The 24111-nt window shown below is 69.1% G+C and carries 21 protein-coding genes; 17 read left to right on the top strand and 4 right to left on the bottom strand.

Features of this window, described 5'->3' with window-relative positions; translation table 11 throughout:
• Positions 1-17 precede the first annotated feature (17 nt).
• The 10 genes from ALI144C_RS41070 to ALI144C_RS41030 all read left to right on the top strand — a co-directional run bounded on the left by ALI144C_RS41070 (position 18) and on the right by ALI144C_RS41030 (position 9347).
• Complete coding sequence (locus tag ALI144C_RS41070) at positions 18-2276, top strand: helix-turn-helix domain-containing protein (RefSeq protein ID WP_076992599.1); 2259 nt, start codon at positions 18-20, stop codon at positions 2274-2276.
• Positions 2277-2349: 73 nt separating this feature from the next.
• On the top strand, positions 2350-3597 hold the full coding sequence (locus ALI144C_RS41065) for a WXG100 family type VII secretion target (protein ID WP_237774557.1): 1248 nt from the start codon (positions 2350-2352) through the stop codon (positions 3595-3597).
• A 107-nt stretch (positions 3598-3704) separates the two neighbouring features.
• Entirely contained in the window at positions 3705-3914 is a 210-nt protein-coding gene (locus ALI144C_RS53800) for a hypothetical protein (protein WP_083753823.1), read from the top strand.
• The gene (locus ALI144C_RS41060) at positions 3911-4261 is read left to right on the top strand and encodes a hypothetical protein (protein WP_237774556.1); all 351 of its coding nucleotides are present in this window, start codon (positions 3911-3913) and stop codon (positions 4259-4261) included. Before ALI144C_RS53800 ends, ALI144C_RS41060 begins: the two co-directional genes overlap by 4 nt.
• Entirely contained in the window at positions 4248-5093 is an 846-nt protein-coding gene (locus ALI144C_RS41055) for an ESX secretion-associated protein EspG (RefSeq protein ID WP_076992597.1), read from the top strand. The genes ALI144C_RS41060 and ALI144C_RS41055 overlap by 14 nt, the downstream gene beginning before the upstream one ends.
• Positions 5053-5454, top strand: coding sequence for a YbaB/EbfC family nucleoid-associated protein (locus ALI144C_RS41050; RefSeq protein ID WP_076992596.1), 402 nt, complete (start codon positions 5053-5055; stop codon positions 5452-5454). Before ALI144C_RS41055 ends, ALI144C_RS41050 begins: the two co-directional genes overlap by 41 nt.
• Positions 5451-5765: a type VII secretion target gene (locus ALI144C_RS41045; protein ID WP_076992595.1), complete on the top strand. Its 315-nt coding sequence runs from the start codon at positions 5451-5453 to the stop codon at positions 5763-5765. Before ALI144C_RS41050 ends, ALI144C_RS41045 begins: the two co-directional genes overlap by 4 nt.
• The gene (locus ALI144C_RS41040; protein WP_076992594.1) at positions 5762-7156 is read left to right on the top strand and encodes a hypothetical protein; all 1395 of its coding nucleotides are present in this window, start codon (positions 5762-5764) and stop codon (positions 7154-7156) included. Before ALI144C_RS41045 ends, ALI144C_RS41040 begins: the two co-directional genes overlap by 4 nt.
• Entirely contained in the window at positions 7153-8229 is a 1077-nt protein-coding gene (locus ALI144C_RS41035; protein WP_076992593.1) for an alpha/beta hydrolase, read from the top strand. The genes ALI144C_RS41040 and ALI144C_RS41035 overlap by 4 nt, the downstream gene beginning before the upstream one ends.
• Positions 8226-9347: a serine hydrolase domain-containing protein gene (locus ALI144C_RS41030; protein ID WP_076992592.1), complete on the top strand. Its 1122-nt coding sequence runs from the start codon at positions 8226-8228 to the stop codon at positions 9345-9347. Before ALI144C_RS41035 ends, ALI144C_RS41030 begins: the two co-directional genes overlap by 4 nt.
• Before the next feature lie 75 nt (positions 9348-9422).
• Here the strand turns inward: ALI144C_RS41030 and ALI144C_RS41025 are convergent, their stop codons facing one another.
• Positions 9423-12140, bottom strand: a complete 2718-nt coding sequence (locus tag ALI144C_RS41025; RefSeq protein WP_076992591.1) for a discoidin domain-containing protein — start codon at positions 12138-12140, stop codon at positions 9423-9425.
• A gap of 264 nt (positions 12141-12404) precedes the next feature.
• On the opposite strand from ALI144C_RS41025, the gene ALI144C_RS41020 reads away from it, so the two are divergent.
• Complete coding sequence (locus ALI144C_RS41020) at positions 12405-14252, top strand: bifunctional metallophosphatase/5'-nucleotidase (protein ID WP_237774555.1); 1848 nt, start codon at positions 12405-12407, stop codon at positions 14250-14252.
• 7 nt (positions 14253-14259) lie between these two features.
• Here the strand turns inward: ALI144C_RS41020 and ALI144C_RS41015 are convergent, their stop codons facing one another.
• Positions 14260-15651: a hypothetical protein gene (locus ALI144C_RS41015; protein WP_076992590.1), complete on the bottom strand. Its 1392-nt coding sequence runs from the start codon at positions 15649-15651 to the stop codon at positions 14260-14262.
• Positions 15652-15687: 36 nt separating this feature from the next.
• On the opposite strand from ALI144C_RS41015, the gene ALI144C_RS41010 reads away from it, so the two are divergent.
• A complete protein-coding gene (locus tag ALI144C_RS41010) occupies positions 15688-16293 on the top strand; it encodes a MarR family transcriptional regulator (protein ID WP_076992589.1) in 606 nt (201 codons plus the stop codon).
• 349 nt (positions 16294-16642) lie between these two features.
• Positions 16643-17503 (top strand): S1 family peptidase, encoded by an 861-nt coding sequence (locus ALI144C_RS41005; protein WP_237774554.1) that lies wholly within the window; start codon positions 16643-16645, stop codon positions 17501-17503.
• A 16-nt stretch (positions 17504-17519) separates the two neighbouring features.
• Here the strand turns inward: ALI144C_RS41005 and ALI144C_RS41000 are convergent, their stop codons facing one another.
• Complete coding sequence (locus tag ALI144C_RS41000) at positions 17520-18062, bottom strand: CGNR zinc finger domain-containing protein (protein WP_076992588.1); 543 nt, start codon at positions 18060-18062, stop codon at positions 17520-17522.
• 63 nt (positions 18063-18125) lie between these two features.
• Between ALI144C_RS41000 and ALI144C_RS40995 the strand changes: the two genes are divergently transcribed.
• From ALI144C_RS40995 to ALI144C_RS40985, 3 genes are read left to right on the top strand one after another with little or no spacing between them, the layout of a single operon-like run.
• A complete protein-coding gene (locus tag ALI144C_RS40995) occupies positions 18126-18959 on the top strand; it encodes an alpha/beta fold hydrolase (protein WP_076992587.1) in 834 nt (277 codons plus the stop codon).
• A 55-nt stretch (positions 18960-19014) separates the two neighbouring features.
• On the top strand, positions 19015-19848 hold the full coding sequence (locus tag ALI144C_RS58085) for a peptidylprolyl isomerase (RefSeq protein ID WP_076992586.1): 834 nt from the start codon (positions 19015-19017) through the stop codon (positions 19846-19848).
• A 51-nt stretch (positions 19849-19899) separates the two neighbouring features.
• A complete protein-coding gene (locus ALI144C_RS40985; RefSeq protein WP_076992585.1) occupies positions 19900-21111 on the top strand; it encodes a serpin family protein in 1212 nt (403 codons plus the stop codon).
• Between the two features lie 268 nt (positions 21112-21379).
• Here the strand turns inward: ALI144C_RS40985 and ALI144C_RS40980 are convergent, their stop codons facing one another.
• Positions 21380-22501 carry a GAF domain-containing sensor histidine kinase gene (locus ALI144C_RS40980; RefSeq protein WP_076992584.1) on the bottom strand — a complete coding sequence of 374 codons (1122 nt, stop codon included), beginning with the start codon at positions 22499-22501 and terminating at the stop codon, positions 21380-21382.
• Positions 22502-22718: 217 nt separating this feature from the next.
• Between ALI144C_RS40980 and ALI144C_RS40975 the strand changes: the two genes are divergently transcribed.
• Positions 22719-23972: an FAD-binding oxidoreductase gene (locus ALI144C_RS40975; RefSeq protein ID WP_076992583.1), complete on the top strand. Its 1254-nt coding sequence runs from the start codon at positions 22719-22721 to the stop codon at positions 23970-23972.
• The last annotated feature ends 139 nt before the right edge of the window (positions 23973-24111 follow it).

Below are 24111 nucleotides of genomic sequence, written 5' to 3'. Positions count from 1 at the left end.
GCAACCGAGGGGCGTGGGTGACGAGCCAGTTCAGTACCTTGCTGCGCCAGTTGCGACGGAAGGTGGGGTTGACGCAGGAGGAGCTCGCGGCCCGGTCGGGCATCGCCGTGCGCACGATCCGCAGGCTCGAGCGCGGCGAGAGCACCAACCCGCAGGTGGGCACCGTCCGGTTGTTGGCGGATCACCTCGGGCTCGAGCCGGCCGACCGTGCCCGGTTGCTGGCGGCCGCCGACGGCAAGACGCCTGAGGAGCCGTTACGCCGGGCCACCGTGGAAGACCTCGGCCCGCCGGTGGATCCCCAGGTGGCGAAGGCCGCCGACGACCTCGCACAGGCCGTCGCCGCCCGGTGGCGGCGTGAGGAGGAGCGGCGCCGGATCCACGACCCGTTCCCGCTGCCCGTCCGGTGGGTGCCCGCCGCGGACAGCCTGGTGGACCACTGGGACAACATCTGCCGCGCGTCGCCGGGCCAGGCCGCCGAACTCGCCGATCTCTCCGGCAGGCTGGACGAGATCGTGCCCGTCTACCAGCGGATCCCGTCCGGTCGGCTGGTGGTGCTCGGCCAGGCGGGCTCGGGCAAGACGATCCTGGCCGTGCGGTTCGTGCTCGACATGCTCAAAAGCCGCCAGCCAGCCGGGGCGGTGCCGGTCGTCGTCGGCCTGGCGTCGTGGAACCCGGCGACCACGCTGTTCCGCGACTGGCTGATCGGCCAGCTGATCCGCGACTTCCCCGGCCTGTCGGCCGCGGGGCCCGGCGGTACGAGCCTCGCCGCCGCGCTGGTCGACGCCGACCGCGTCCTGCCTGTGCTGGACGGGTTCGACGAGATCGCGGAAGGACTGCACCGCGCCGCGTTCGAGGCGCTCAACGCCACGACCCTCCCGTTGCTGCTGACCAGCCGGCCCGACGAGTACGCGGCGGTGGCGGCATCGGACGTGCTGACCGCGGCCGCGGTCGTCGCGTTGGCCGAGCTCGTGGTCACCGACCTGGTCAACTACCTGCCGCGCACAGCTCGCAAGACGGCCACCAACGCGACGGTGTGGGACCCGGTGCTGGCGAAGCTCCGCGCCGAACCGGACACCCCGGCGGCCGCGAACCTCACGGCGGTGTTGTCCACGCCGTTGATGGTCGGGCTCGCGCGCGCCATCTACAGCGACGACGCCGACAGAGACGACGGCGACCCGATGGACCTGCTGGACGGCGAGAAGTTCGCCGATGCCGACGCCATCGAGGAACACCTGCTGGCCAGTTTCGTGCCCACGGTCTACCGCCACCACCAGGAGCCGGACTGGGCGCCGGAGCGCGTGCAGCAGTGGCTGGGCTACCTGGCGCGGCACCTCGACCGGCTCGGCACCCGTGATCTCGGGTGGTGGCAGATCGGCGCCAGCGTGCGCAGGCCGCTGCGCATCCTCGCGGTCGGCCTGCTGGTCGGGTTGCTGCTCGGGGTGGTGGACTGGTTCGCCGAGGGCTTCATCGTCCAGGGACCGCACATGGTGCTCGGCGGGTTGATCGTCGGGTCCGTGTCCGGGCTGGCCGTCGGGTTCACGCACGACCTGCTCGCCCGGTCCGGCGGCGCGATCGAGCCGATGCGGGTCCGGATCCGCATCCGCGGCGGGCCGACGCGGGCCGGGACGAAGTTCCTCAGACGGTTCCGGATCGGGTTGCTCGGCGGCATGCTCCTCGGGTTCTCCTACGGGCTGCTGCGCGGGATCACCCTCCCCGGCTCCAACTGGTTCATGCTGATCGACGCCGGCGTGTTCGCGCTCGTGTTCGGTGTCGGCGCGGGACTCGTGTTCGCGCTCGTCGCGATGTTCGAGACGCCGCTGGACATCAGCTCGGCCGTCAGCCCGGCCGACCTGCTCAGCTCCAACCGCCGGACCGTGGCCTTCCAGGTGCTGGTGTTCGGGCCGTTGTTCGCCGTGTTCATCAGTTCAGGCACGTGGGCGGTCATCCGGATCCTGCAGAGAACGGAAGTGGCTCTGGGGTCCGGCGTGGTTTTCGTGTGGGATCCCGTGTGGGGGCTGACGGCCGGTCTCGTCGGTGCGGTCGGCGGCGGCCTGGCGTACGTGCTCGGGATGACGGCGTGGGGGCAGTGGGTCGTGTTCTGCCGGATCTGGCTGCCGCTGACCGGACGGCTCCCGTGGGAAGTGGCCGCGTTCCTCGATGACGCCTGCCGGCGGGGAGTGTTGCGCCAAGCCGGGGCGGTCTACCAGTTCCGGCACGCCAGATTGCAGGACTTTCTGGCGGTCACGGCCACCGGACATAAACGGCCGGTGCCGTGACCTGGTGAATGGCCCACTCCACGGCCACCATCGACGGCGTCAGGGAGACGACATCGATGGAGGAAACCGGGGGATGACTGGGGCGATGACGGGGGCAACGGGGACGCCGATGGGGCCGTCGGGAGTGGACAACCTGATGGCCGCGCTCACCTCGGCGCTGGGTTCGTTCGGGCCCGCGGACGGGTTGCAGGGGCCCGTTCAGAACGGTGTGGACAACGCGTGGGCGGACTTCCTCAACGGTGGGACCCCGCCGAGCGCGACGAACTGGGACGCGTACACCCACGAAGAGCTCTACGCCATGCTGTGGCAGAACGCCGACGTCGGGGATGTCGGCGCGGTGGCGGCGGAGTGGGGACGGCACGGCGCGGCGTTGGCCGAACAAGCGGACGCGTTGCAGGAGCAGCGGACCGCCTTGGAGTCCAGTTGGCACGGTGCCGCCGCCGAGCAGGCCATGACGCTGCTCGGTGAGCTCAAGGAGCGGATCGCCGCGATCGGCGTCCGTGCCGAGCAGGTCCAGCAGGCGACCGACGCGGCCGGGGACGCCCTCGCCTTCGCCCGCGCGACGATGCCGCCACCCACCGCGCCAGCTCCGGCCGGGTTCGCTCTGCCCCCGGCGCCTGCTCCGATCGGTCTGCCGTCGGCCCCCGCCCCCTTTGCCTTGTCCGCACCGAGGGGGATTCCTCCAGCGGTCCCCCAGAACCCGATGGAGATTCCTACACCGGGAGGGTCGGGGATGGGGCTCGCCTTCGGCTCGCTGGCGGCCGGGCAGTCCAGCATGTTCGACAACAACGCCATGTCGATGGGCGCCAAGGCCGAAGCGGTGCGGGTGATGCGGCGCTACGAGTCCGGCCTGTCCGACAGCGACGGCCGGATCAGACCGGCCGGTGCCACCGGGTTCCGGTCGTACCAGGCCGACGGCGCGGACATCGGGACGACGACCAGTGCGGCGGCGGTCATGGCCGGTGAGCCGCCGTCGTCGGGTGGGACGACCGGTCCGCTGTCAGGCCGAGTGTCCACGGGCGAGTCGTGGCGGCGGCTGGTCGGCAACAGCCCACTGGGGACCGGCATGGTCACCGACCCGGTGCCGCCCGGCCGAATGGTGGGCGCCGGGCCAGGACAGGTCGCGGCCCTCGGTGCACGTGCCGCCATGGCCGAGGCGGCAGCGGCCACCCGAGCAGCGGCGGGAACGAACGGGTTCATGCCCGCCGCCGCACGCCCGGAAGGCGCCGAGGACGAGGAACGCCGCAGCACCCTGCCCACGGTGGACCAGCAGCTCTTCACGGTCGAGGAGCGGGCCTGCGCTCCGGTCATCGGCCTCTGACCCCGGCCCGGACCACGGTGTGCCGTGAAGGCCACCTCACCGGCATCAGACGCCCCAGAAGTTCCCCACGCGCCAGGTGGCCGGGTCACGGGAGCAAGTCGCACACCGTGACCCGGACCAAGACGCGGCGCAAGATCGAGGAGAAGGCGGAGTGCAAGACCCAGGCCAAGACCCAGCGCGGGATCCGGCGCGAGTCGCCGAACGAGACCCAGCGCAGGGCACATCGCAAAGCCCGGCGGGAGACCCGGGACGAGTCACAGGGTCCGGCACGGGGCCCGGCACAGGGTCCGTCGTCGGGGCGGTCACCGGGCTGGTGACCGGGCCGGTCAACGGGGTGATCGACGTCGTCGCCGACGAGCTCGTCGCGCAGGTCGGCTCGCTGGCCAAGACCGTCGAGCGGATCGGCGAGCTGGTCTCGTCCGCCCGCGCGCTGGCCGAGCGCCAGCCGAAGCTCGGCACCTCGCCACCCGCGATGCACCTGGCCACCCGGTTGAAGGACGCTGCCGGGCAGACCGGCCTGACCGGGGAGGTCACCGCGGCCGACACCGAGCTGGACAGCTTCCACCGCGCCCTCCAGGCGACTGTCAGCCGGTACCAGGAAGGCGACAAGGACGCGGCCCTGACGGTCACCAGGAGCGGCGAGGGCGTGGATGACAAGCGATGAGGACTGGGTCCCGTTCGGACTCGTCGAACTGGACCTGCTCGCCGCGCACGCCGGCGTGCCGATGCCGTATCCGCTGCGTGTGCCGTCGTTCGGGCGGATCGCGGGCGAGCGGGACGTCCTGCTCGCCGCCGCCGCGCTGACATTGCGGGCACGTGGCCTCGCCGACGACCACGGCCCGGTCGCCACCGCGGCCGAGCTGGTCACGGCGCTGCGCGAGCACCGTGGCACCGTCGACCTCGTCGTGTTCGGGCCGGATGGTCCGGTGGGGGCCGTGGCGGTGGTTTACCGGTCTTGGGCGCTGGTCTGTCGTCAGCGACTGACCGACGAGCTCACCGAGACCGTGGAGATCCGGCGGGTCGCCCAGACCGCGCTGGCCGAAGAGCTGATCGGCATGGTGCCCGACCGTCCCCCGGCGGTGTCCATGCCGATCGTCCTGCCCCCGGGAGTCGTCCGGAGCGCGTTGCGGATCGTCGGTGACGGGGCTGACGCGTCGACGACCGAGCAGCGCCTGCGTGACCTGGTCAGCGACCGCGGTGGTGACCCCGGTGTGCTGGAGCGGCTGACCGGCTTGGTCGCGGCGCTGACCGGCAGGGGACAACTCGGCGCGACCCGGCGAACCGGGTCGTCCCCCGCGGCCCGCGCGGGCACCGAACTGTCCTGGTTGGACGGACCACGCGGCAGGGTGCGGGTCGGCCGCACCGATGACGGCTGGTTGAACGTGAACCCGCTGCGCCACACCGACCTGCGATTCGCGGTCAACGAACTGGCCTTGATCGCCCGAAAGGAAAACCATGAACACACCGGATCCAGCGCAGTGGCTCGCTCGCTATGACGAACGCCTGACCAGCGCCGCGGCCAGGGCGAAGGAAGCCGGTGCGCTGCTGGAGAAGGTCACCGGGACCGCGACGTCACCGCGCCGTGACGTCACGGTCACGGTCAACGCCAGCGGCGCGCTCGACCAGTTGAGCCTGACGCCTGCCACCCGTTCGCTGGAGGCCGACGAACTGGCCCGCCTGATCCTGGACACCTCGCGGCAGGCCCGGATGTCGGTCGGCGAGCAGGTCAACGCCATCACCAGCGAGTACTTCGGCGAAGGCCCCGCGCTCGCCGTGATGCGTGAGCACCAGCCCGCCCCGGCCGCCCGCCGCGACGACGACGACTACTTCGCCAACCCACCGGAGATCACCACATGACCACACCGGAGCAGTACCAGATCGTGCCCGACGAGATCCGCGGGCACGCGAACAGCGTCGCTGCCGTCGCGGACGAACTGGCCGCCGTGGCCACGCGGATGCCGTCCGGGATCGGCGACGACGCGCTCGGCTCGTTCGCGGCGTTCATCACCAGCGGCCTGCAGGGCGCGATGGGCGAGGTCGCGGCGGCGACGCGGCACGCGGCGTCCTCAGTGGACGAGATGAGCACCGGCCTCACCCGCACCGCCGAGAGCTACCAGAACATCGAAACCCACAACGCGACCTCGCTGACCCAGGAGTACCCCGGATGACCGCCCCCACCCAACACCAGGACACCGCGCAACTGCTCGCCGAGCTGACCTCGGCGGCTGCCGCCGTACGCGGAAACAGCTGGCTGGCCGCCGGTCTCGGCCGGTCGAGCGCGGCCGTCGGCCTGCTGGGGTCGTCGACCAGCCCGCTGTCTTCGTTGTCCGGCGCGGGCCTCGGGTGGTTCACGCCTTACGTGTCCTTCCTGGAGGAGCCGTTCAACCAGCTGCGGGGCAACCCGGGCTCGGTTTCCTCAGGGGCGCAGGAGTTCCAGGACGCCGGGCAGAGCGTTTCCTCGCTCGCTTCGTCCTACCGCGACGCCACCGGTTCGCAGACCGGGACGTGGACGGGGTCGGCGGCGTCGTCCTACCGCGACACCGGGTCCCAGGCCGCCGACGGGATCTCCGCGCTCGGCGAGGCCGGTTCGACCGTGGCAGGCGCGATCGCGGCGGCGGGCGAGGTGGTCGGGCAGGCGGTCGAGGCGATCACCGCGCTGGCGACCGAGGCGATCGGGAAGATCGTCCCGATCATGACGCAGGCCGTCGCCGCGGCGCCGTCGACGTTCGGCCAGAGCATCGTCGCGGCGATCCCGCAGTGCGTGCAGATCGCCGTCGACTGCGGCCAGAAGATCCTCGCCAAGCTGGCCGCCCTGCTGACCAGCGGGCAGAACCTGCTCAAGCTCGTCCAGGGCGCGCTCGCGGTCGTCAAGGTGGTCAAGCAGGTGCTCTCGCAGATCGGCAGCCAGAGCAGCCAGGGCACCCAGCAGACCACGGACGGCAAGGCGAAGAACACGTCCACCCAGGCCGCGAGCGACACCCAGCAGCAGAAGGCGACCGGCGAGCAGACGCAGAGCCAGAGCAGTGGTACGGGGTCGGCGGGCAGCGCCGTGCCCACGTCAGGCAGCACACCGGCCAGCTACTCGCCCGGTTCGTCCTCCCGGGCCGCCAACCAGTCGACCGGTCTGAACTCGATGCCCCGACCGGGTTCGTACGTCGACGCGGTCGCGCCCGCGAACACCAGGACCGTGCCGACCGGCTTCACGGGAACCAGTTCAGCGCCGACGGGGTTCGGCGGCGGTGGCGGCTTCGGTGTGGTTCCCGGTGCGGCTGGGCCCGCCGGTGTCACAGGCGGTTCCGGCACGACCGGTGAGCGCCGCAAGCTCGGCGTCGGCCCGGTGACCGGTGCTCCGGGCAAAGACATGACGGCGGGTCGTGCGCCCACTGCCGCCGGCACGACCGCGGGCGGGATGTTCGGTTCGCCCGCAGGTATGGGTGCCGCCGGTGAGCAGGACAAGGAGCACCAGCGCAAGTACTCGCTGACCGAGCACGACGACGACCTGTTCGGCGAGTTGGACGAGTCGGTCGTGATCGCCCCCAACGTGATCGGTGAGGCATGAGGGTACGACGCGGTCTGCTTTTCGCATTGGCCACCGTCCTCGCCGTGGCGGGGTTCGCTGTGCCGTCGGCGCAGGCGGCGAGCACGCTGCCGCGGTTCGCCGACGGGTTCGGTCTCACCGTCGTCAGCCAGCCCGCCTGGGTCGACGACAAGGAGCGGACCTTCACCTTCACCGTGCGGTCCGACCAGGTCCCGGCCTACGCCGTGCTGGCGAACCAGGTCTCCGGTGAGCACGTCATCAGCGTCACCGTGCCGACCGGGTACGACAACGCGGCGACCACCCGCTACCCGGTGCTGTACTCGCTGCACGGTGCCGCGGACCACCCGAACTCCGGTCGCAACAGGACAGTTACCGAACGGTCGACCGAAGGCGTCCCGCTGATCACCGTGATGCCCAACGGCAGCGGCCGCGGCTGGTACTCGAACTGGGTGAACCCGGGTGCGCTCGGCAGGCAGAACTGGGAGAACTTCCATCTCGACCAGGTGATCCCGCTGGTCGACGCGAACATGAGGACGATCGCGGCCCGGTCGGGCCGGGCGATCGCCGGGCACTCGATGGGTGGCTTCGGCGCGTTCCACTACGCCGAGCACCGGCCGGAGCTGTTCAGCTACGTCGGCAGCTTCTCCGGCGGGCTCGACCTGCTCAACCAGGAGATGCGCGGCGCGGTTCTCGGCAGCCAGTCACTGGAGTCCTACGGCAAGCCGACCGCGTCGATCGACGCGATCTTCGGCCCGCCGGTGTGGCCGCTCGACGGGGTCTGGAACGCCCAAAGCCCCGCGCAACACGTCAAAACGTTGCGCGGCATGGGTGTGGCGATGTACGTGGGCAACGGCGGCGATCTCACCGTCAACCCGATCCAGGCGGTGTTCGAGAACAGGGCGCGACAGACAGCTCTGGTGACAGCGGACTTCCTGAAGAAGGAAGGCATCCCGTTCGACTTCCTCGACTACGGCGACGGCAGCGCCTGGGCCCCCGGCTGCACCGGCAAGCACAACGACAACGCGTGCCTGCAGGCGAATCTGAACCACTTCGTCCCGTTGGTCATGAAACGTCTCGGAGGACCCATTTCATGAAGTCCATGCGCCTCACGGTGATCGGCGCCGTCCTGACCCTGACGGGTGTGGTTCTCGCACCCCCGGCGAGCGCGGCGACACCCGCGCAGATCCTGCAGGCGGGTGCCGAACTCGGTGTCCGCGACGGGTATCCCGGCGTGATCGGGCTGGTCGGCACCGGCAGCGGCGCCCAGGTCGTGAAGGCAGGGCAGAGCAACAGGTTCACCGGTGTCCCGGCGGATCCGTCGATGAAGTTCCGGATCGGCAGCAACACCAAGGCTTTCGTGTCGACCGTGCTGCTGCAGCTGGCGAGCGAGGGCAAGCTCTCGCTCGACGACACCGTGGCCAGGTGGCTGCCCGACGCGGTGAGGACCAACGGCCACGACGGGACCAAGATCAGCATCCGGCAGCTGCTCAACCAGACGTCCGGCCTGCCGGACTACGCGGGTGACGCCCGAGTGTCCGTGCCCTACATCGCGAACACCGACCCGCGTCAGCCGTGGTCGCCGCAGAGCCTGGTCGACATCGCGCTGTCGGCGGCACCAGTCGGCGCGCCGGGGGAGAAGTTCTTCTACGCCAACACGAACTACGTGCTGGCGGGGATGGCGATCAAGGCGGTCACCGGCAACGAGCCCGTCGCGGAGATCCAGCGGCGCATCATCGAGCCGCTCGGTCTGAAGGACACCACGTACCCGACGGCGGACCCGGCGATGCCCGCCAACTCGCTCGGCGGGCACTTCTGGGTCGGCAACTTCCTGATCAGGGACGTGACGACCTCGAACGTGCAGACCTTCGGCCCGGCGGGCGCGATGGTGTCCACGTTGACCGACCTCGCCGCGTTCGAGCGGGCGCTGTTCTCCGGGAAGCTGTTGCCACCCGCGCAGATGACCGAGCTGAAGACGACCGTGCCAGTGGGCGGCGGCGCCGGATACGGGCTGGGTGTGGGGTCCGCGCCCACGCCGTGCGGCCCGGTCTGGAACCACAACGGCGCTGTGCTCGGCTACTACAGCCTGTGGCTCACCAGTGAGGACGGCAACAAGCAAGTTGTGGTCGCGGCCAACGAGTTCCACATGATGGGTGGAACGCGTGGGCAGCAGGACATCACCAAGGCGGCTTTGGACGCGTACTGCGCCCTGTAGGCCAAGCTGGTCCGACCGTCACGGCACTGGCGCAACAGTGCCGTGACGGCCGAACCCGTTACCAGCCCAACGGAATCATCGGGCCGTGCCCGTCGCGCTGATCTCGGCCGCCGACGTCCACGGGCCGCTGTCCCCGGCCTCCGACAACGCCCGCAGCTTCACGTACCGCCCGGTCTTGGCCGCGAACGAGGCGCGTTTCAGCCCGGACGTGTCGGCCCATTCGCCGGACGCGACCGCCGTTCCCCAACTGGCCTTGTCGGCGGAGACGTAGATCTCGTACCGGCCGATCCGGCCGTTCGTCCCGCTGTCCTGGCGTGGCAGGTAGGACACGCTGTCCACACTGTAGGAGGCGCCCATGTCGATGGTGAGCTCGTGCGGCAACGGTGCCGCGGTGCCGGACCACTTGGTGTGCCACATGGTTGCCGGCTTGTCGTCGATCGCGTTGGCGGCCGCGCCGTTCTCGCCGGAGGTCTCCTCGCTGTCGGCGGTCGCCTTCCACGCGGACTTCGGGATCGACGGCGACCCGGCGACCGGCGTCCCGGTGTGGATCCCGACGCCCGTCGCGACGAGCGTGAACCCGGACGAGGTCGGCCGCGAGGCGGTCTTGGTGTGCAGCACGCCGTCGTAGAACCAACCGGACGCGGCGGCGTCGTAGTCCGCCCGTGTGGTGTATTTCGCCAACGCCGTGCCTTCTAGCGTGACCGAGCCCGGCGCGTTGGCCACGTGCAGGTCGAACTCGTAGCCGCGGTTGGCGAGCTTCCCGGTGTAGGAGCCGTTCAACGCGCCCACGGCGACGCGGACGTCGCCGGACCCAGCGGTCGGCGCGGTGACGTCGACCTTCTGGCGTGCGGCGGCGCCGTTCTTGTACGCCCTGGTCAGGCCGTCGTCCTCGTACAGGTCGTACGACGACGTGCCGTTCGGGTAGACGTCGTAGGTGATCGGTGTCGCGGGCTTCTCGCCGGAGTGGTTCATCTGCGGCCACATCGGCACGATCGACCCGCCCCGGACGAACAGCGGCAACGTGTCCAGCGGCGCGTCGTACCCGTCCAGCCAGCCCGGCCCGGTCCACACCTTGCCGGTCCAGTAGTCGGTCCACGTCCCGGCGGGCAGGTAGATCCGGTCACGGGTGGTCGTGTCGGACACGACCGGGGCGACCAGGAAGGCGTTGCCCGCCATGAACTGCCCGGACGTGGCGTTGCCGCGGGCGGTCGGGTCGTTCTCGAACTCCAGTGCCATCGCGCGCACAGTCGGCACGCCCGAGTCGGCGGCGGCGCGGGCGAGCGTGTAGAAGTACGGCGTCAGGCGCATCTTCAGCTTGAGGTACTTGCGGTTGATCGACAGATACGGGTCGGCGAACCGCCACGGCTGCTTGTCGTTGTAGCCCGACTGCGGGTTCGTCGCGCCCCACCCGGACATGGTCATCAGCGCCGGGGTGAACGCCTTCCACTGCAGGTCACGCACGAACGTCTTGGGCGAGCCGGAATAGATGCCGTCCACGTCACCCGCGGCGTAGTTGAACCCGGAGAACCCCGCTCCGGCGATCGCCGGGACGTGCCAGCGCATGTCGTCCCACGTGCCGTAGGTGTCACCGGTCCAGACGACCGCGTTGCGCTGGGTACCGGCCCAGCCGTCGACCGTCCACACGAACCGCCGGGCGTCGGCGTTGCGTTCGATGCCGTCGACGGCGGACTGGACGCCGTCGAACGCGCCCTGGTAGCCGCCGCCGACCCAGGCGACATCCGTCTTCACCGCGCGGGTGCCCGCGGTCCCGACCTCCCAGTCGATGTCGGACAGGCTGCGCTGCGTCCACAGGCCGGTCTGGAACCCCTTCGCCTTCAGATCGGCCACGGTCTTCGGCAGGTCCTTGTAGGAGCAGCCGTACCCGTCGTTGGGCAGGAACCAGCCGGACGGCATGTCCGCGGTGCGCGCGTCGTTGGCGTACCCGACGACGTCCGGGGTGTTCTGGTGACGGACCCGGTTGTGGTCGCCGGTGTAATCCGGGTTGGATGCGTTCCAGCAGTCCGCGTTGCCCATCTCCAGGCCCCAGATCGGCGCCAGGAACGGCTTGCCGGTGACGTCGGTGTAGTCGCCGAGGACGTCCTTGAGCGAACCGCCGACGAAGTAGTAGGCGTCGAACCGGTTCTCGTCGTGCCGCGTGGCCACAGTGGACGCGAAGTCGTACTGGCCCTTGGCCCAGGTGTTGCGCATGACGCCGTACCCGGACGTGGACAGGTAGAACGGTGCCGGGCTCGCGTTGTTGTTCTCCCGCCACTTGTTGTCGACGGCGATCGGGACGCTCTTGTCACGCAGTGCCCATTCGCCCAGGCGCAGGCCCGTGCCGTAGAACTGCTCGTCGGCGCCCCTGGTCAGGCGCTGGGTGGTCTGGTTGTTGGCCCACGTCAGACCTGAGGACTCCCGCCACACCGGTGTGGCGTTGTCCGCTTTGTACAGTTCGAAGCGCATCGGTTGCTTGTAGACCCGCAGGGCGAGCGCATTGGTGGAGATCCGGTGATAGGTGCCCTCGTCGGTGGCGGTCGTGGCGACCTGGCCGAAGTCCGTGCGGATCGCCAGCTTGGTGCCGGCCGGGTCGGTGAAGCTGCCCGTCGGCGCGAGCCACAGTCGGAAAATGTCCGACCGGGCGAAGCTCACGCGCACTTTCGCCGAACCGGCGGTGATCGTGTAGGAGTTGCCTGACCCGGTGAACCCGGTGACGTTGCCGGCGGTCTCTGCGGCGGCGGTGGGTGGCGGTATGAGGACCACCCCGATCAGCACAAGCGCGGTCGGCAAGCGCATGCCTTCTCCTCGGCGGTGAGGTTGAAGCAGGGTAGTGCAGGCGTGTGATCGAAGCTGCACGTTTCTAGCATGCGACGCGCAGGTATGCGCAATCAAGAGTCGGTTGTTGCCGTTGTTCCCATCTCGGGGTGGTTGAGTTTCACAACCGGGTCCCTCGCCGGAGATGGCGTCCGATGAGGGATCCGTTATTCGTCGTTCACCCAAAAGAGCGGCGTGGCGGGGCAGGATGCATGGGTTCGCGTGCCGATGTTGTTGGAGGCCTGTGTGTCACGTGTCGGGTCGGTATTCCGGGCCAGCCTCGCCCTCGGTGTGGTGGCGGCGTTCGTCGCGGTCACACCGTGGGCGCAGTCCCCGGCTCAACGGGATGATCAGTGGACGCCGTTGACGCCGGTCGCGGTCAGTCACGACACCGAACTCGGGGTGTCGGGCCGGTCGGCCGTGCAGGGCAAACTGCTGGGGTTCAACGACTTCCACGGCGCGCTCGAAGCGCCGTCCGGCAGCGGGGGCCTGGTCAACGGGACACCGGCCGGTGGCGCGGAGTACCTGGCGACGCACGTCAAACGCCTGCGCGCGGCCGGTGCGGCGGCAGGCAGGCAGGTGATCACCGTCGGTGCGGGCGACCTGGTCGGCGCGACACCGTTGATCAGCGCGGCGTTCCACGACGAGCCGAGCGTGGAAGTGCTGTCCACCCTCGGCCTGGACGTCAGCTCGGTCGGCAACCACGAGTTCGACGAGGGCGTCACGGAGCTCAAGCGCCTGCAGCGCGGCGGCTGCCACCCGACGGACGGCTGCCAGGACGGCGACGGCTTCGACGGTGCCGCGTACCGCTACCTGGCGGCGAACGTCGTCGACAAGAAGACCCGGCTGCCGATCCTCGCACCGGTCGACATCAAGTTCGTCAAAGGCGTCCCGGTCGGTTTCGTCGGGATGACGCTGAAAGGCACGCCCAGCATCGTCAACCCGGCGGGGATCAAGGACGTGGAGTTCGTCGACGAGGTGCGCACGGCGAACCTCTACGCGGACCTGCTGCGCCTGATCGGCGTGAAGTCGCTGGTGCTCCTGGTGCACGAGGGCGGCCAACAGAACCCGCCACCGCCCGTGCAGGACCCGTCGAGCTGCGCGAACTTCGCCGGCCCGATCACCGACATCGTCAAGGGCCTGCGCCCGGAGTACGGCGTGGTCGTCTCCGGTCACACCCACAGGTTCTACAGCTGCGCCCTGCCCAACTCGTCGGGCGCGAACACGGTGGTCACCAGCGCCGGGTCGAACGGAACCCTGGTGACGGACATCGACTTCACCCTCAACCGGACGAGCAAGCGCTTCGCCACGGTGTCGGCCAAGAACGTGATCGTCGAGAACGGCGTGCGCAAACCGGACGGGACCTGGGCGACGGACGCGTCCGGTGCCTTCCTGCGCAACCCGGACCTGGTGGACAAGGACGCGAAGCGAACCGTCGACAAGTACCGGACGGCGGTGGCGCCGATCGCCAACCGCCTGGTCGGAAAGATCACCGCGGACATCGGCCGTACCACCACACCCGCGGGGGAGAGCGCGCTCGGCGACGTCATCGCGGACGCCCAGCTCGCCTACACCGCGGCACCGGCAAGCGCCCAGATAGCCCTGATGAACCCCGGCGGAATCCGCGCGGACCTCAGCCACGCGGCGTCACCGGGCGGAGAGGCGCCGGGAGACATCACGTACGGCGAGGCGTTCACAGTGCAGCCGTTCAACAACCTCGTGGTGACCCAGACCCTGACCGGCGCCCAGCTGAAGGAAGTCCTCGAGCAGCAGTTCGTCGGCTTCGGCGGCCAGACCGCGCAGCGGATCCTGCAGGTCTCGGCGGGCTTCACGTATTCGTACGACAGCACGAAACCGGCCGGTGAGCGGGTGTCCGCGATGGCACTCAACGGCACGCCGATCGACCCGGCCGCGAGTTACCGGGTGACCAGCAACGACTTCCTGGCCAACGGCGGCGACGGCTTCACCAAACTGGCCGCGGGCACGGCACGGGTGACAGCGCCAGGCTTTGACGTGGACGCGTTGGTCGCCTACCTCGGCGCGGGCGCACCGGTGGCACCCGGCCCGCGCAACAGGATCACCAAACTGGCCTGACGGCATGTCACCACTCGGCTGTGCGGGGGCGGAGGGCGTCTTCCCGTGCGTCCATGGTTTTGCCGTTGACGTTGGCGTAGACCCTGACCATCTCCTCGGAACGCAGGTAGTGGTCCTGCGTCCCGAGGGGACCGGACACGACGAGCAACGTCGGTGCGGGCATCTCGTTGAAGAACCGGTGAATGGCCAGGCTGTTGCTGACCACGACCTTCATCCCGCAGCGAACTCCCAGCGTCTCGCCTGCCCTGGCCTGCCAGCCCTGGTTCCACATCGAGGCCGCCAGCACCGGCACGACCAGGTGGGTCACGCCCGCGGTGGTCACCGAGTGGTGCCGTTCCGGTCGTCCCAGGTCCTCGCAGATCTGCACGCCGAACCGGCCGAGCCGGGACTCGAGCAGGTTCAGCTGGTGGACGTGGGGAATGAACTCGTCTCGTTTGACGTCACCGAGACCCACCCGGTACTCGTGCTGCTTGTCCACTGTGAACGCGAACCCGAACTGCTTGTCCTGGGTCAGCAGCAGGCGCGACCGTCCCGAGCGGTGCACCAGGACCGCGCGGTTGGGCGGACGACTGCTTTGCAGCGACGGCCCGACGCTCCGCACGGGTCCGCTGCCGAGCAGGATCCACGTCAACAGCCCGCCGTCCGGCCGGGGCGTCGCTTCGAGCAGCTCGCACCACTTGTCGAGCAGGGCGTCGTCCAGGCTCGCCTCGGGCAGAACGCCCAGTACCGCGCCACTCTCGTCGAGCGCCCTCAACGCCTGGCTCAGATGCGGAAGCAGGCGCTCGCTCACCGGTGCGGTCGTGTAGAAGGCGCTCCGGGCGTTGATCGTCTTCCACTCCACGTCTTCGGGCTCGGCGAGGAAGGGCAGTTGCGCCACGGTCAGCGGGGGCGGTGAGCCGAGTTCCCCGGCGTCCACGATCGCTTCCATGTCCGGCAGGTCGTACAGCTCGGGGACGAAGTGCACGTTCAGATCCGCGCTTTCGTATCCGGGTACGCGGATCAGGTTCAGGAAGTCGTCCAGGTGTTCGGGGTCCTCGTTCGGGCGCAGCGACGAAGCCCGTTTGAACATCAGGAAACCGCTGGTCTGGTCGTTCAGCCTGCCGGTCAACGTCAGCCTGGTGCGCAACCGGTCCAGCGGGTTGAAGGCCAGGCTGTCCATTTCCTTGCTGGCGTGCAGCAGCGCCAGGTCGAGCCCCAGCAGGACGCCGAACACCCCTGGGCTTTCGATCAGCGGGTCCGGCAGCAGTTGTTCCGAAAGGTTGCCGTCGCGTTCGACGCAGAGCCGGACCTGATCCGCGATCTCGCCGACGTGCTCGCTGTCCGACCAGTCGCTCAACACGCTCGCGTCGACGGCTCGAAGCAAGTCGTAGAGCTTGACATAAGCGTCAGCCGGATCCATACTTAACACTTCCTTGACGATGGGCGGTGGTCGCGAATGGTCGCCAGCAGGACGGGCACGTCTCCAGCGGGTCCGGACACGGCCACGCAGTCGTCGACAGGCCTGGAGCAGGGCCTCGAGGTCTGGGCTGACCTGCTCAGGCAGGAGTCCGGCGACGGCAAGGTCCTCGGCGAGCACACGACGGTCGCCCGGTGGGCGGCGGCGGTGAGCCGCTGGCTCGTCGACGCCACGCTGCTGGCGGACGCCGCCAACCTGCACCAGGCGCTCGAGATCATGCGTGCGGCGGCGGTGCGCCTGCGACCCGGCGGGCCGACGGCCCAGCTGGAGATGGCGCTCCTCACGCTGGCCGAGGTCGCGCGTGCCGGCCTGGACCGGGCGCGGCAGAGCCACCTCGCCGACACGCTCGACCCGAACTCGTGGGCGGCGCGGATGCTGGTGCTTGTCTGTGCGCGGCCGCACATCACCAGCGCGGACATCGTCAGCGAACTCCGCACGCACGAGGCGCAGATCAGCCGCAGCGGGAAATCGCTCGTCGAACGCGGTCTGCTTGTCAAGAACCGGCACGGCCGGTCGAAGGGATGGCATGCCACGCCGCGCGGTGCCGCCATCGCCCAACGGCTTGCCGACCGCGCGCCATACTGATGACCTGCCGCTCATGGATCTACCCGCTCCAGGAATCACGCCGAGTGACCAATCATCTCCATATTCCATAATCCAGTTACAACCGGTTTACCCAAATGGTGTAGTGGTTCAGCGGCGCACACTTGTCCTGTACACCGCCCCGGTAGGCTGATTCCCATGGTCGGCGGCACGAAAGGTGCCGGGCTCGACGACGCGGAACTGGCCGAGTAGGCGCGGGGGCCGGGGCATCCGTGGTCTGGGCCACAAGATCCATGCGGATTCTCGCCATTCACGCAACCGACGGTCGGGTTTGTTCGTACATCACTGTGTGAGCAAGAGTTCTCGAAGGCGGCCGCTGTTACGTCTCTGGGTGATCGCTGCGGCCGTCCTTGTCGGCGCTGGGACCGCCTTCGTCTACGCACTGGCCCGGGAAATGAGAACTCCAGGTGATCAATCGGCCGCACGCGGCAGTGACATGTACTCGAGCCCGGAGGGGGCGGCTGGGTCGGCGCCTGCCACGACGACCACGACACCCTCGCCGCCGCCGCAGTCCGCTCCGCCGCCTGCGAACCAGGTGCTGCCGTTCAACGCCAAACTGACCTCGGACGACATCCCCACGCCGGACGGTGGGGTACGCGGCGGCGCGTGCAGCGGCTCGTTGGTCGCCCCGCAGTGGGTGGTCACGGCCGGGCACTGCTTCCACGACGTGCGGGACCGCCCGGTCAGCGGCAAGCCGCCGTACACCATGAAGGTGGTGGTCGGGAAGCTCAAGGACAGCGACCCCGGTGGGCACACCGCCGAGGTCGTCGACGTCCGGCAGTCGCGGGTCAACGACCTGGCGGTGGTCAAGCTGAGCGTTCCCGTCACGGACGTCACGCCGCTGCGGCTGTCCGAGGTCAAGCCGAAGGCGGGCCAGAAACTGCGGTTCGCCGGGTGGGGCTCGCTCTCACCGACCGTGATCAAGCCGTCCGACCACCTCAAACGCGGCGAGTTCACCGTGGCGAAGATCAACTCGGCGACGCTGGAGGTCCAGTCGGTTGTGCCGAAGACCGTCGAGAACAGCCCGTGCAAGCAGGACTCCGGCGGCCCGTTCTTCACCTCCGACGACGACCGCACCGGGACGCTCGTCGCGATCGTGAACAACGGCCCGACGTGTCCGCAGCCCGGCCGGGAGACCGTCGCGCGCATCGACGTCGTCGCGGACTGGATCACCCAGCAGATCGGCGCCTGATCGTTGCCCCGTGTGGTCAGGCTTTGGCCGACTTGCGCCGGGCGTAGTGCGCGCGGGCCTTGGCTCGGTTGCCGCAGCGGGCCATCGAGCACCACTGCCGGTTGTGTTGGGGCGAGGAGTCCAGGAACCGCAGGCCGCAGTTGTCGAACGCGCAGACGCGGATCCGCGAACCGGTCGTCACGACGTCGATCGCGTCGGCGGCCAGCTCGGCGAGCGCGGCTCGTACCGGCCCGGCTGACGACCGCAGGACCCGGCGCGGCGCGCCGGCGTCGATCCGCAGCTGGGGGACCGGGATCTGGGCCGCGACCTGGTTGACCAGCTTCACGTCGGCGGCCGTCACCGTGCCCCTGGTCAGCCGGTCGACGGCCTCCCGCAGCCGGATCGCCAGCGCGAGGTCTTCCGCTGTCACGCGGTGCCCCTGCTCCAGGTGACCGGCCAGCGCCAGCCATTCGGCCAGCTTGGTCGGGTCGGTGAGGAGTTCGTAGCCGTCCAGGTGGCGGTTGCGGAGCGTGTTGACGAGGTCGATGCACGGCCGTCCACCGTCGAAGGTCCAGTCCACTCCGTCATTCTAACCCCCTCATGGGGTTGATTCTAACCCTCTTGGCGGGTTAGAAATGGCGCCATGGAATCAGCGATGGCCACAGTCAACGGAATCAGGACGCACTACCTGCGCGGTGGCGACGGCCCGCCTGTCGTGCTGCTGCACGGCTGGCCGCAGACGTCACACTGCTGGCACAAGATCTTCGGAGCCTTGGCGGAGGAGCACACCGTCATCGCCCCTGACCTGCGCGGCTACGGTCGTACCGACAAGCCCAGGGACGGCTACGACAAGCGCACCATGGCCGCGGACGTGTCGGAACTGGTGCGCACACTGGGGTTCGACCAGGTCAGCGTGGTCGGGCACGACCGGGGTGGCCGCGTCGCGCACCGCTGGGCACTGGACCGGCCCGACCAGGTCACCCGGCTGGCGGTCCTGGACATCATTCCCACGCGGGCCATGTGGCAGCGGATGAACGCCGAGGTCGGCCGTGGCTACTGGCACTGGCTGTTCCACCTGCAGCCGGACCTGCCGGAACTGCTCGTCGGCCAGAACATCGCGGCGTACCTGGGCTACTTCTTCGAGCGGTGGACGTACCAGCGGCAAGGCCTCGACGCGGCGGACGAGTACATCCGCGCGTTCTCCGCACCGGGCGCGCTGCGCGCGGGTTTCGACGACTACCGCGCCTCCTTCCCAGCCGACGACGAACACGACGAAGCCGACGCCGGGCGCAGGCTCGCGATGCCGGTGCTGGCCATGTGGGGCGAGACCGGGCTGCTCGGCAAACTGCCGACGGCGGACATCTGGCGGGAGTACGCCGAGGACGTGACCGGGTACGCGATCGCCGAGTGCGGCCACTTCCTCGCCGAGGAGCAACCCTCTACTGTGGCCGGTCACCTGATCCGGTTCCTGGCCTGAACGGCGCGGCCGTACCCTGTCCGGCAGCGACGGACAAATCCGGAAGGGACGGCCCGTGACGTATCCACAGCCAGGGCAACCACCAGGCGCGGGGAAATCCAAGGCACCGGTCATCGTCGGCGTCCTGGCCATCGTGGTGGTCGTCGTGGCCACGGTCCTCATCGCGCTCCTCGTGCCCGGTCGGGGCGACGTGGAAGGCGTCGCTTCGGCCGGGTCGAGCGAACCGTCCACCACCAAACGGGCGACGACCAGCAGGAAGCCGACCACGTCGTCGGGCGCACCGGCGGGCTCGGGTGCCACCAAGGCGTGCGAGTACAAGCCCGCGTCCGGTGGCCAGTCGAAGAACGTGGGCACCCCGCGTGACGCGGACAAGGTCGCGGTGACGGGAGCGGTGCGGGTCACGCTGAAGACCAGCGAGGGCGACATCCCGATGACCTTGGGCAGGGAGAAGGCACCGTGCGCGGTGAACAGCTTCCTGTTCCTGGCGGAGATGAAGTTCTACGACGGGACGAAGTGCCACCGGTTGACGACGAGCGACTCGCTGAAGGTCCTGCAGTGCGGCGACCCGTCGGGAACCGGATCGGGTGGACCGGGGTACGAGTACGCCAGCGAGAACCCGAAGGACCTCACGCCGACGAGTCAGGGCGCGGTGACCTACCCGGCAGGCACCGTGGCGGTGGCGAACGCCGGACCGGACACGAACGGGAGCCAGTTCTTCCTCGTCTACGGGGCGTCGACGATCCCCCCGGACTACCCGGTGCTCGGCACCTTCGACGCCTCGGGCAAAGAGGTGCTCGACAAGGTCGCGGCAGGCGGAGTCGCCGACGGTGGGCCGGACGGCGGACCCAAGGTCCCGATCACGATCGCGCAGGTCAGTCCCACTGGCTGAGCCGCTGAAATCGCGTGCAACCATGGCCGTGCCGAGTCTCGTCCAACGGGCATGACGATCTCGGCGCGGCTACTGGCGATCGGCGCGGTCCTGGTGGTGACGGCGTGTGGCACGCAACCGGCTCCCCAGGAACCGCTCCCGCCGCCGCTGCCGGTCGCGCAACAGGTGCAGGGTGACGTGTCGGCGCTGATCAAGGCCACGGACGCGTTCGGCCTGGACCTGCTCGCCGCGCCCACGCTCGCCGACCGGCCCAACCTGGTGCTGTCACCGGTAAGCGTGTCGCTCGCGTTGCAGATGGTCGCCGCGGGCGCGGTGGGGGAGACAGCGGCGCAGATGAACAAGGTGCTGCACCTGCCGGACGGTGCGCGGCCGAGACTGCCTGCCTTCGACCAGACGGATCTGAAGGTGTCCAACACCGTGTGGGCGCAGCGCGGCCTCAACCTCAAGCCCGCGTACCGCGACACGTTGCGGGACCAGTTCGGCACGACCATGAACGACGCGGACTTCCTCGCTGATCCGGGCCAGGCGCGTGACCGGATCAACAAGACGGTCACCGACCAGACCGCGGGGAAGATCACGGACCTGTTCCCGGTTGACGCGATCGACAGGGACACCCGGCTCGTCCTGACCAACGCGCTGTACCTGAAAGCCGCCTGGGCGCGGGAGTTCCCGCGTTCGAAGACCGCCGACGCGCAGTTCACCCGCGCGGACGGGTCGACGGTGACTGTGCCGATGATGCACAACGACCCGTACAAGGACCCGGAAGCGAAGGTGGGGTACGCCGAAGGGCCTGGGTACCAGGTGGTCACGCTGCCTTACAAGGGTGGGAAGCTGGCGTTCTCGGTGATCGTGCCCGCTTCGGTCGATGTTCTGCGTGGCAAGGGGATGGGCGCGCTGCTCGGGGAGGTGCGCCCGGCGACCGTCGAGTTGGCGATGCCTCGGTTCACCGCTCGCTCGTCGATGGAGTTGACGGAGACCTTGTCTCGGGCCGGGATGCCTGCCGCCTTCAGTCCGGGGGCGGACTTCAGCGGGATCACCGATGATACCCGGTTGGTGATCAGTACGGTGCAGCACAAGACTTTTGTTCAGGTTGACGAGGAGGGGACTGAGGCTGCCGCCGCCACTGGTGTGGGTGTTGCTGCCACGTCGGCTCCGATGGCTTACAAGGTGACTGTTGACCGCCCTTTCTTGTTCGTCATCACGGATACTGGCACTGGGGCACCGTTGTTCCTTGGTCGGGTTGGTGATCCTTCTGCCGGTTGAGCTTTTCGGCCGTGCCTGAGTTTTGTAGGCTCATGGTGGGTTGGGGCGGCGCCGATTTGACATGGGAACCCCGGGGGTGGCCTCTTCGAGCGTAAAGGCGGAGCCCCTCTCTGGAGGCAAAGCGCAGACCTTGCCAAACTGACGGGGCTCTCCGCGCCGGAAAGCTTACGGCCACCCCCACCCCGTGTAAAATCGGCGCCGCTCTCGGGTTTTCGGGTTTTGTCGTGCTTTTGGGGTGCTGTGCTGGGTTTTGTTGCTGTGCTTGGTTCTAGCTGAGGGGTACGCGCCATTGCAGTTCTGTGCCTGGGCTCAGGCGGTTGATCGTGAACGTGCCGTCCAGTCGCTCTGCCCTGGATGCCATCAGTGTCAATCCGCTTCGTCGGCCTGATGGCGGGATTCCTACGCCGTTGTCCGTGACACGCAACAGCAGGTCTTCGTCGAGGGCGACTTCGATCGACGCCGCTGTCGCGTGTGCGTGTCTGGCCATGTTGGACAGTGCCTCGCGCAGGACCGGCAGCAGTTGGTCGTTGACCTCGCGGGGTACCGCTGTGTCCACCGGCCCCCGGAAGCGCACGGATGGGGCGAAGCCGAGGCCCTTCCTTGCTTGTTCCACTGTGGACAGCACTTCTGATCGCAGGCTCTCCGTGGCTCCTTGCTGGAGGGCGAACACGGTTGTTCTGATTTCCTGGATCGTGACGTCCAGGTCGTTCACCGCGTTGCGGACCCTGGTCGCGGCGTCGTCCGGGTCGACGCCGATCACCGAGGCCGCGGCTTCCAGTGCCATCCCGGTCGCGAACACCCGTTGGATCACCAGGTCGTGCAGGTCGCGGGCGATCCTTTCCCTGTCCTCGAACACCATCAGGCGTTCCTGGTCCGCGCGGACCTGGGAGTACCGCACCGCCATGGCCACGTGGGCGGCGAAGTTCCGCAGCAGCTCCACGTCCGCCTGCTTGAACCGGGGTTCGTCGCGCAGCCGCACCAGCAGCAGGACTCCCAGTGGTTCGTCACTCGCCGGGAGCGGCACGATCGCCGCCGATCCCAGGTGTCCCTTGGGCACCGGGCCGGTTCTCCAGTCCGGGGCGTCGCCGTAGTGGTCGACCAGCATCGCCTCGCCGGTTCGGAACACCTGCCCCGACGCGGTGTCGGCGATGGCCACCGTCGTTCCCGTCAGGACCTTGGCGCCCTGGACCACTTCGAAGATCAGGTTCTCGCGGTCGTCGTCGGGCAACGCGATCGCCGCCATCGGCGCACCGGCCACTTCGCGGGCGTGCTGGGCGATGAGGGACAGCTCGTTGCCCGACGTGCCGCTCAGCAGGGCCGCGGTGATCTCGTTGGACGCCCGCAGCCATGCCTCCCGGCGGTGGGAGTCCTCGAGCGGCCCGAGCTTCATCCCACCATCATGCCGTGCCGGGAGCCCGGAACGCGGACAGCGAGGTCTTAAGACCCTGCCGGGTGATGGCACTCGGCCCTGACCCGACCGGCCAAGCGGTCCAGGACACAGCGACGAGTGACCAAGGGGGAACGGAAAGTAGTTTCCGTGGACGTGTCGATCCGGTCGTCCCCGGATCGACGCAGGGGTGCACGCACACCGACGAGGAGGCACCCCGATGACTCAGCAGCTGCTCGCCCACCGCCCCCGCATCGCGACTGACCTGCACATCCGTGGCCAGGTGCACCGTGCGGGCGACCAGGCATACGACGCGCTGCGCGCCAGCCTCAACCCGGCGTTCGACGCGAAGCCGCTGGTCATCGCCGAGGCGACCTGCGCGGCCGACATCCAGACCGCCGTGGTCTGGGCACGTGATCAGGGCCTGCCGTTCGCCGTGCAGTCCACAGGGCACGGTACCTATGTGCCGTCCGACGGTGGTGTGTTGGTCAAGACGACCTCGATGGCGGGCGTGCTCGTCGATCCGGAGCGGCGGATCGCCAGGGTGGGTGCCGGAGCGGTGTGGGGTGACGTGATCGCCGCGGCAGCGCCGTTCGGACTGGCTCCCGTGTCCGGTTCCTCGCCGACTGTGGGCGTCGCCGGGTTCACCATGGGCGGCGGCTTGGGGCCGTTGTCCCGCAAGTACGGTCTCGGCGCCGACAACCTCGTGCGCGTTGACGTCGTCACCGCTGATGGCGAACTCGTCACCGCGACCGCCGAGCGCAACCCGGACCTGTTCTGGGCGGTACGCGGTGGTGGCGGCAACTTCGGTGTGGCCACGTCGATGGAGATCCGGCTGCACCCGGTCGACGAGGTCTACGCCGGGCACGCCCTGTTCCCGATCGACCGGGCCGCCGAGGTGCTCGCCCGGTACGGCGAGTACGCGCCGGTCATGCCGGAGGAACTGACGTGCACGATCGCTTTGACGGGTGAGCACGTCGCGATCCGTGCGACCTACGCGGGCGATGCCGTGGCTGCTGAAAGGGCGTTGCGGCCACTGTGGCAGGTCGCTGGCGAGCCCACGTCGAGCACCTTCGTGGAAGTCCCCGTCCCCCAGGCGAGTGTGCCCGGTACCGCACCACGCCACTTCGACCTGTTCCGGTCGCTGTCCGACGACGTGGTGCGGACAGTCGTCGACATCGCCGGTGACGCCAATGCGATCGAGGTCCGGTACTGGGCAGGCGCGATCACCGGCGGCACGACTCCCGCCGGGCACCGGCGTGTGCCGTTCTCGATCGCGGTGGACGGGCCGCAGGACACCGCCGAGCGGCTTTGGCCGTACGCCACCGGCGGGTCGTTCCTGAACTTCCTGCACGACGCCACCGCAGTGGAAACGGCCTACACCGCGGCCGACTACCAGCGCCTGCGTGAGGTCAAGGCCGTGTACGACCCCTCGAACGTGTTCAGCCGCAACATGAACATCTCCCCTGCCTGATCGCCCGGCTCCTACCGCGCGAACGCTTCACGCGGCACCCGGGTTTAGCGTTCCCATCCAGCTGGGATGGATGCCACAAACGCCAGCCGGGGTGTCATGCGGGCCGTGCAACCGGCAAATGTGGGTATGGCTCTGAACG

This window comes from Actinosynnema sp. ALI-1.44 (genome assembly GCF_001984155.1).
In the GTDB taxonomy this organism is placed as follows: domain Bacteria; phylum Actinomycetota; class Actinomycetes; order Mycobacteriales; family Pseudonocardiaceae; genus Kibdelosporangium.
The sequence above is the reverse complement of the archived record's forward strand: the minus strand, read 5'-3'. Positions and strand labels throughout refer to the sequence as shown.

What these genes read in the sequence shown, in the direction of transcription:
- ALI144C_RS41030 (WP_076992592.1), top strand. Translation starts at nt 8,226, where the DNA reads ATGAAGTCCATGCGCCTCACGGTGATCGGCGCCGTCCTGACCCTGACG.
- ALI144C_RS41065 (WP_237774557.1), top strand. Translation starts at nt 2,350, where the DNA reads ATGACTGGGGCGATGACGGGGGCAACGGGGACGCCGATGGGGCCGTCG.
- ALI144C_RS41025 (WP_076992591.1), bottom strand. Translation starts at nt 12,140, where the DNA reads ATGCGCTTGCCGACCGCGCTTGTGCTGATCGGGGTGGTCCTCATACCG.
- ALI144C_RS41035 (WP_076992593.1), top strand. Translation starts at nt 7,153, where the DNA reads ATGAGGGTACGACGCGGTCTGCTTTTCGCATTGGCCACCGTCCTCGCC.
- ALI144C_RS41045 (WP_076992595.1), top strand. Translation starts at nt 5,451, where the DNA reads ATGACCACACCGGAGCAGTACCAGATCGTGCCCGACGAGATCCGCGGG.
- ALI144C_RS40985 (WP_076992585.1), top strand. Translation starts at nt 19,900, where the DNA reads ATGACGATCTCGGCGCGGCTACTGGCGATCGGCGCGGTCCTGGTGGTG.
- ALI144C_RS41055 (WP_076992597.1), top strand. Translation starts at nt 4,248, where the DNA reads ATGACAAGCGATGAGGACTGGGTCCCGTTCGGACTCGTCGAACTGGAC.
- ALI144C_RS40980 (WP_076992584.1), bottom strand. Translation starts at nt 22,501, where the DNA reads ATGAAGCTCGGGCCGCTCGAGGACTCCCACCGCCGGGAGGCATGGCTG.
- ALI144C_RS41010 (WP_076992589.1), top strand. Translation starts at nt 15,688, where the DNA reads ATGGTCGCCAGCAGGACGGGCACGTCTCCAGCGGGTCCGGACACGGCC.
- ALI144C_RS40995 (WP_076992587.1), top strand. Translation starts at nt 18,126, where the DNA reads ATGGAATCAGCGATGGCCACAGTCAACGGAATCAGGACGCACTACCTG.
- ALI144C_RS41050 (WP_076992596.1), top strand. Translation starts at nt 5,053, where the DNA reads ATGAACACACCGGATCCAGCGCAGTGGCTCGCTCGCTATGACGAACGC.
- ALI144C_RS40975 (WP_076992583.1), top strand. Translation starts at nt 22,719, where the DNA reads ATGACTCAGCAGCTGCTCGCCCACCGCCCCCGCATCGCGACTGACCTG.
- ALI144C_RS41040 (WP_076992594.1), top strand. Translation starts at nt 5,762, where the DNA reads ATGACCGCCCCCACCCAACACCAGGACACCGCGCAACTGCTCGCCGAG.
- ALI144C_RS41015 (WP_076992590.1), bottom strand. Translation starts at nt 15,651, where the DNA reads ATGGATCCGGCTGACGCTTATGTCAAGCTCTACGACTTGCTTCGAGCC.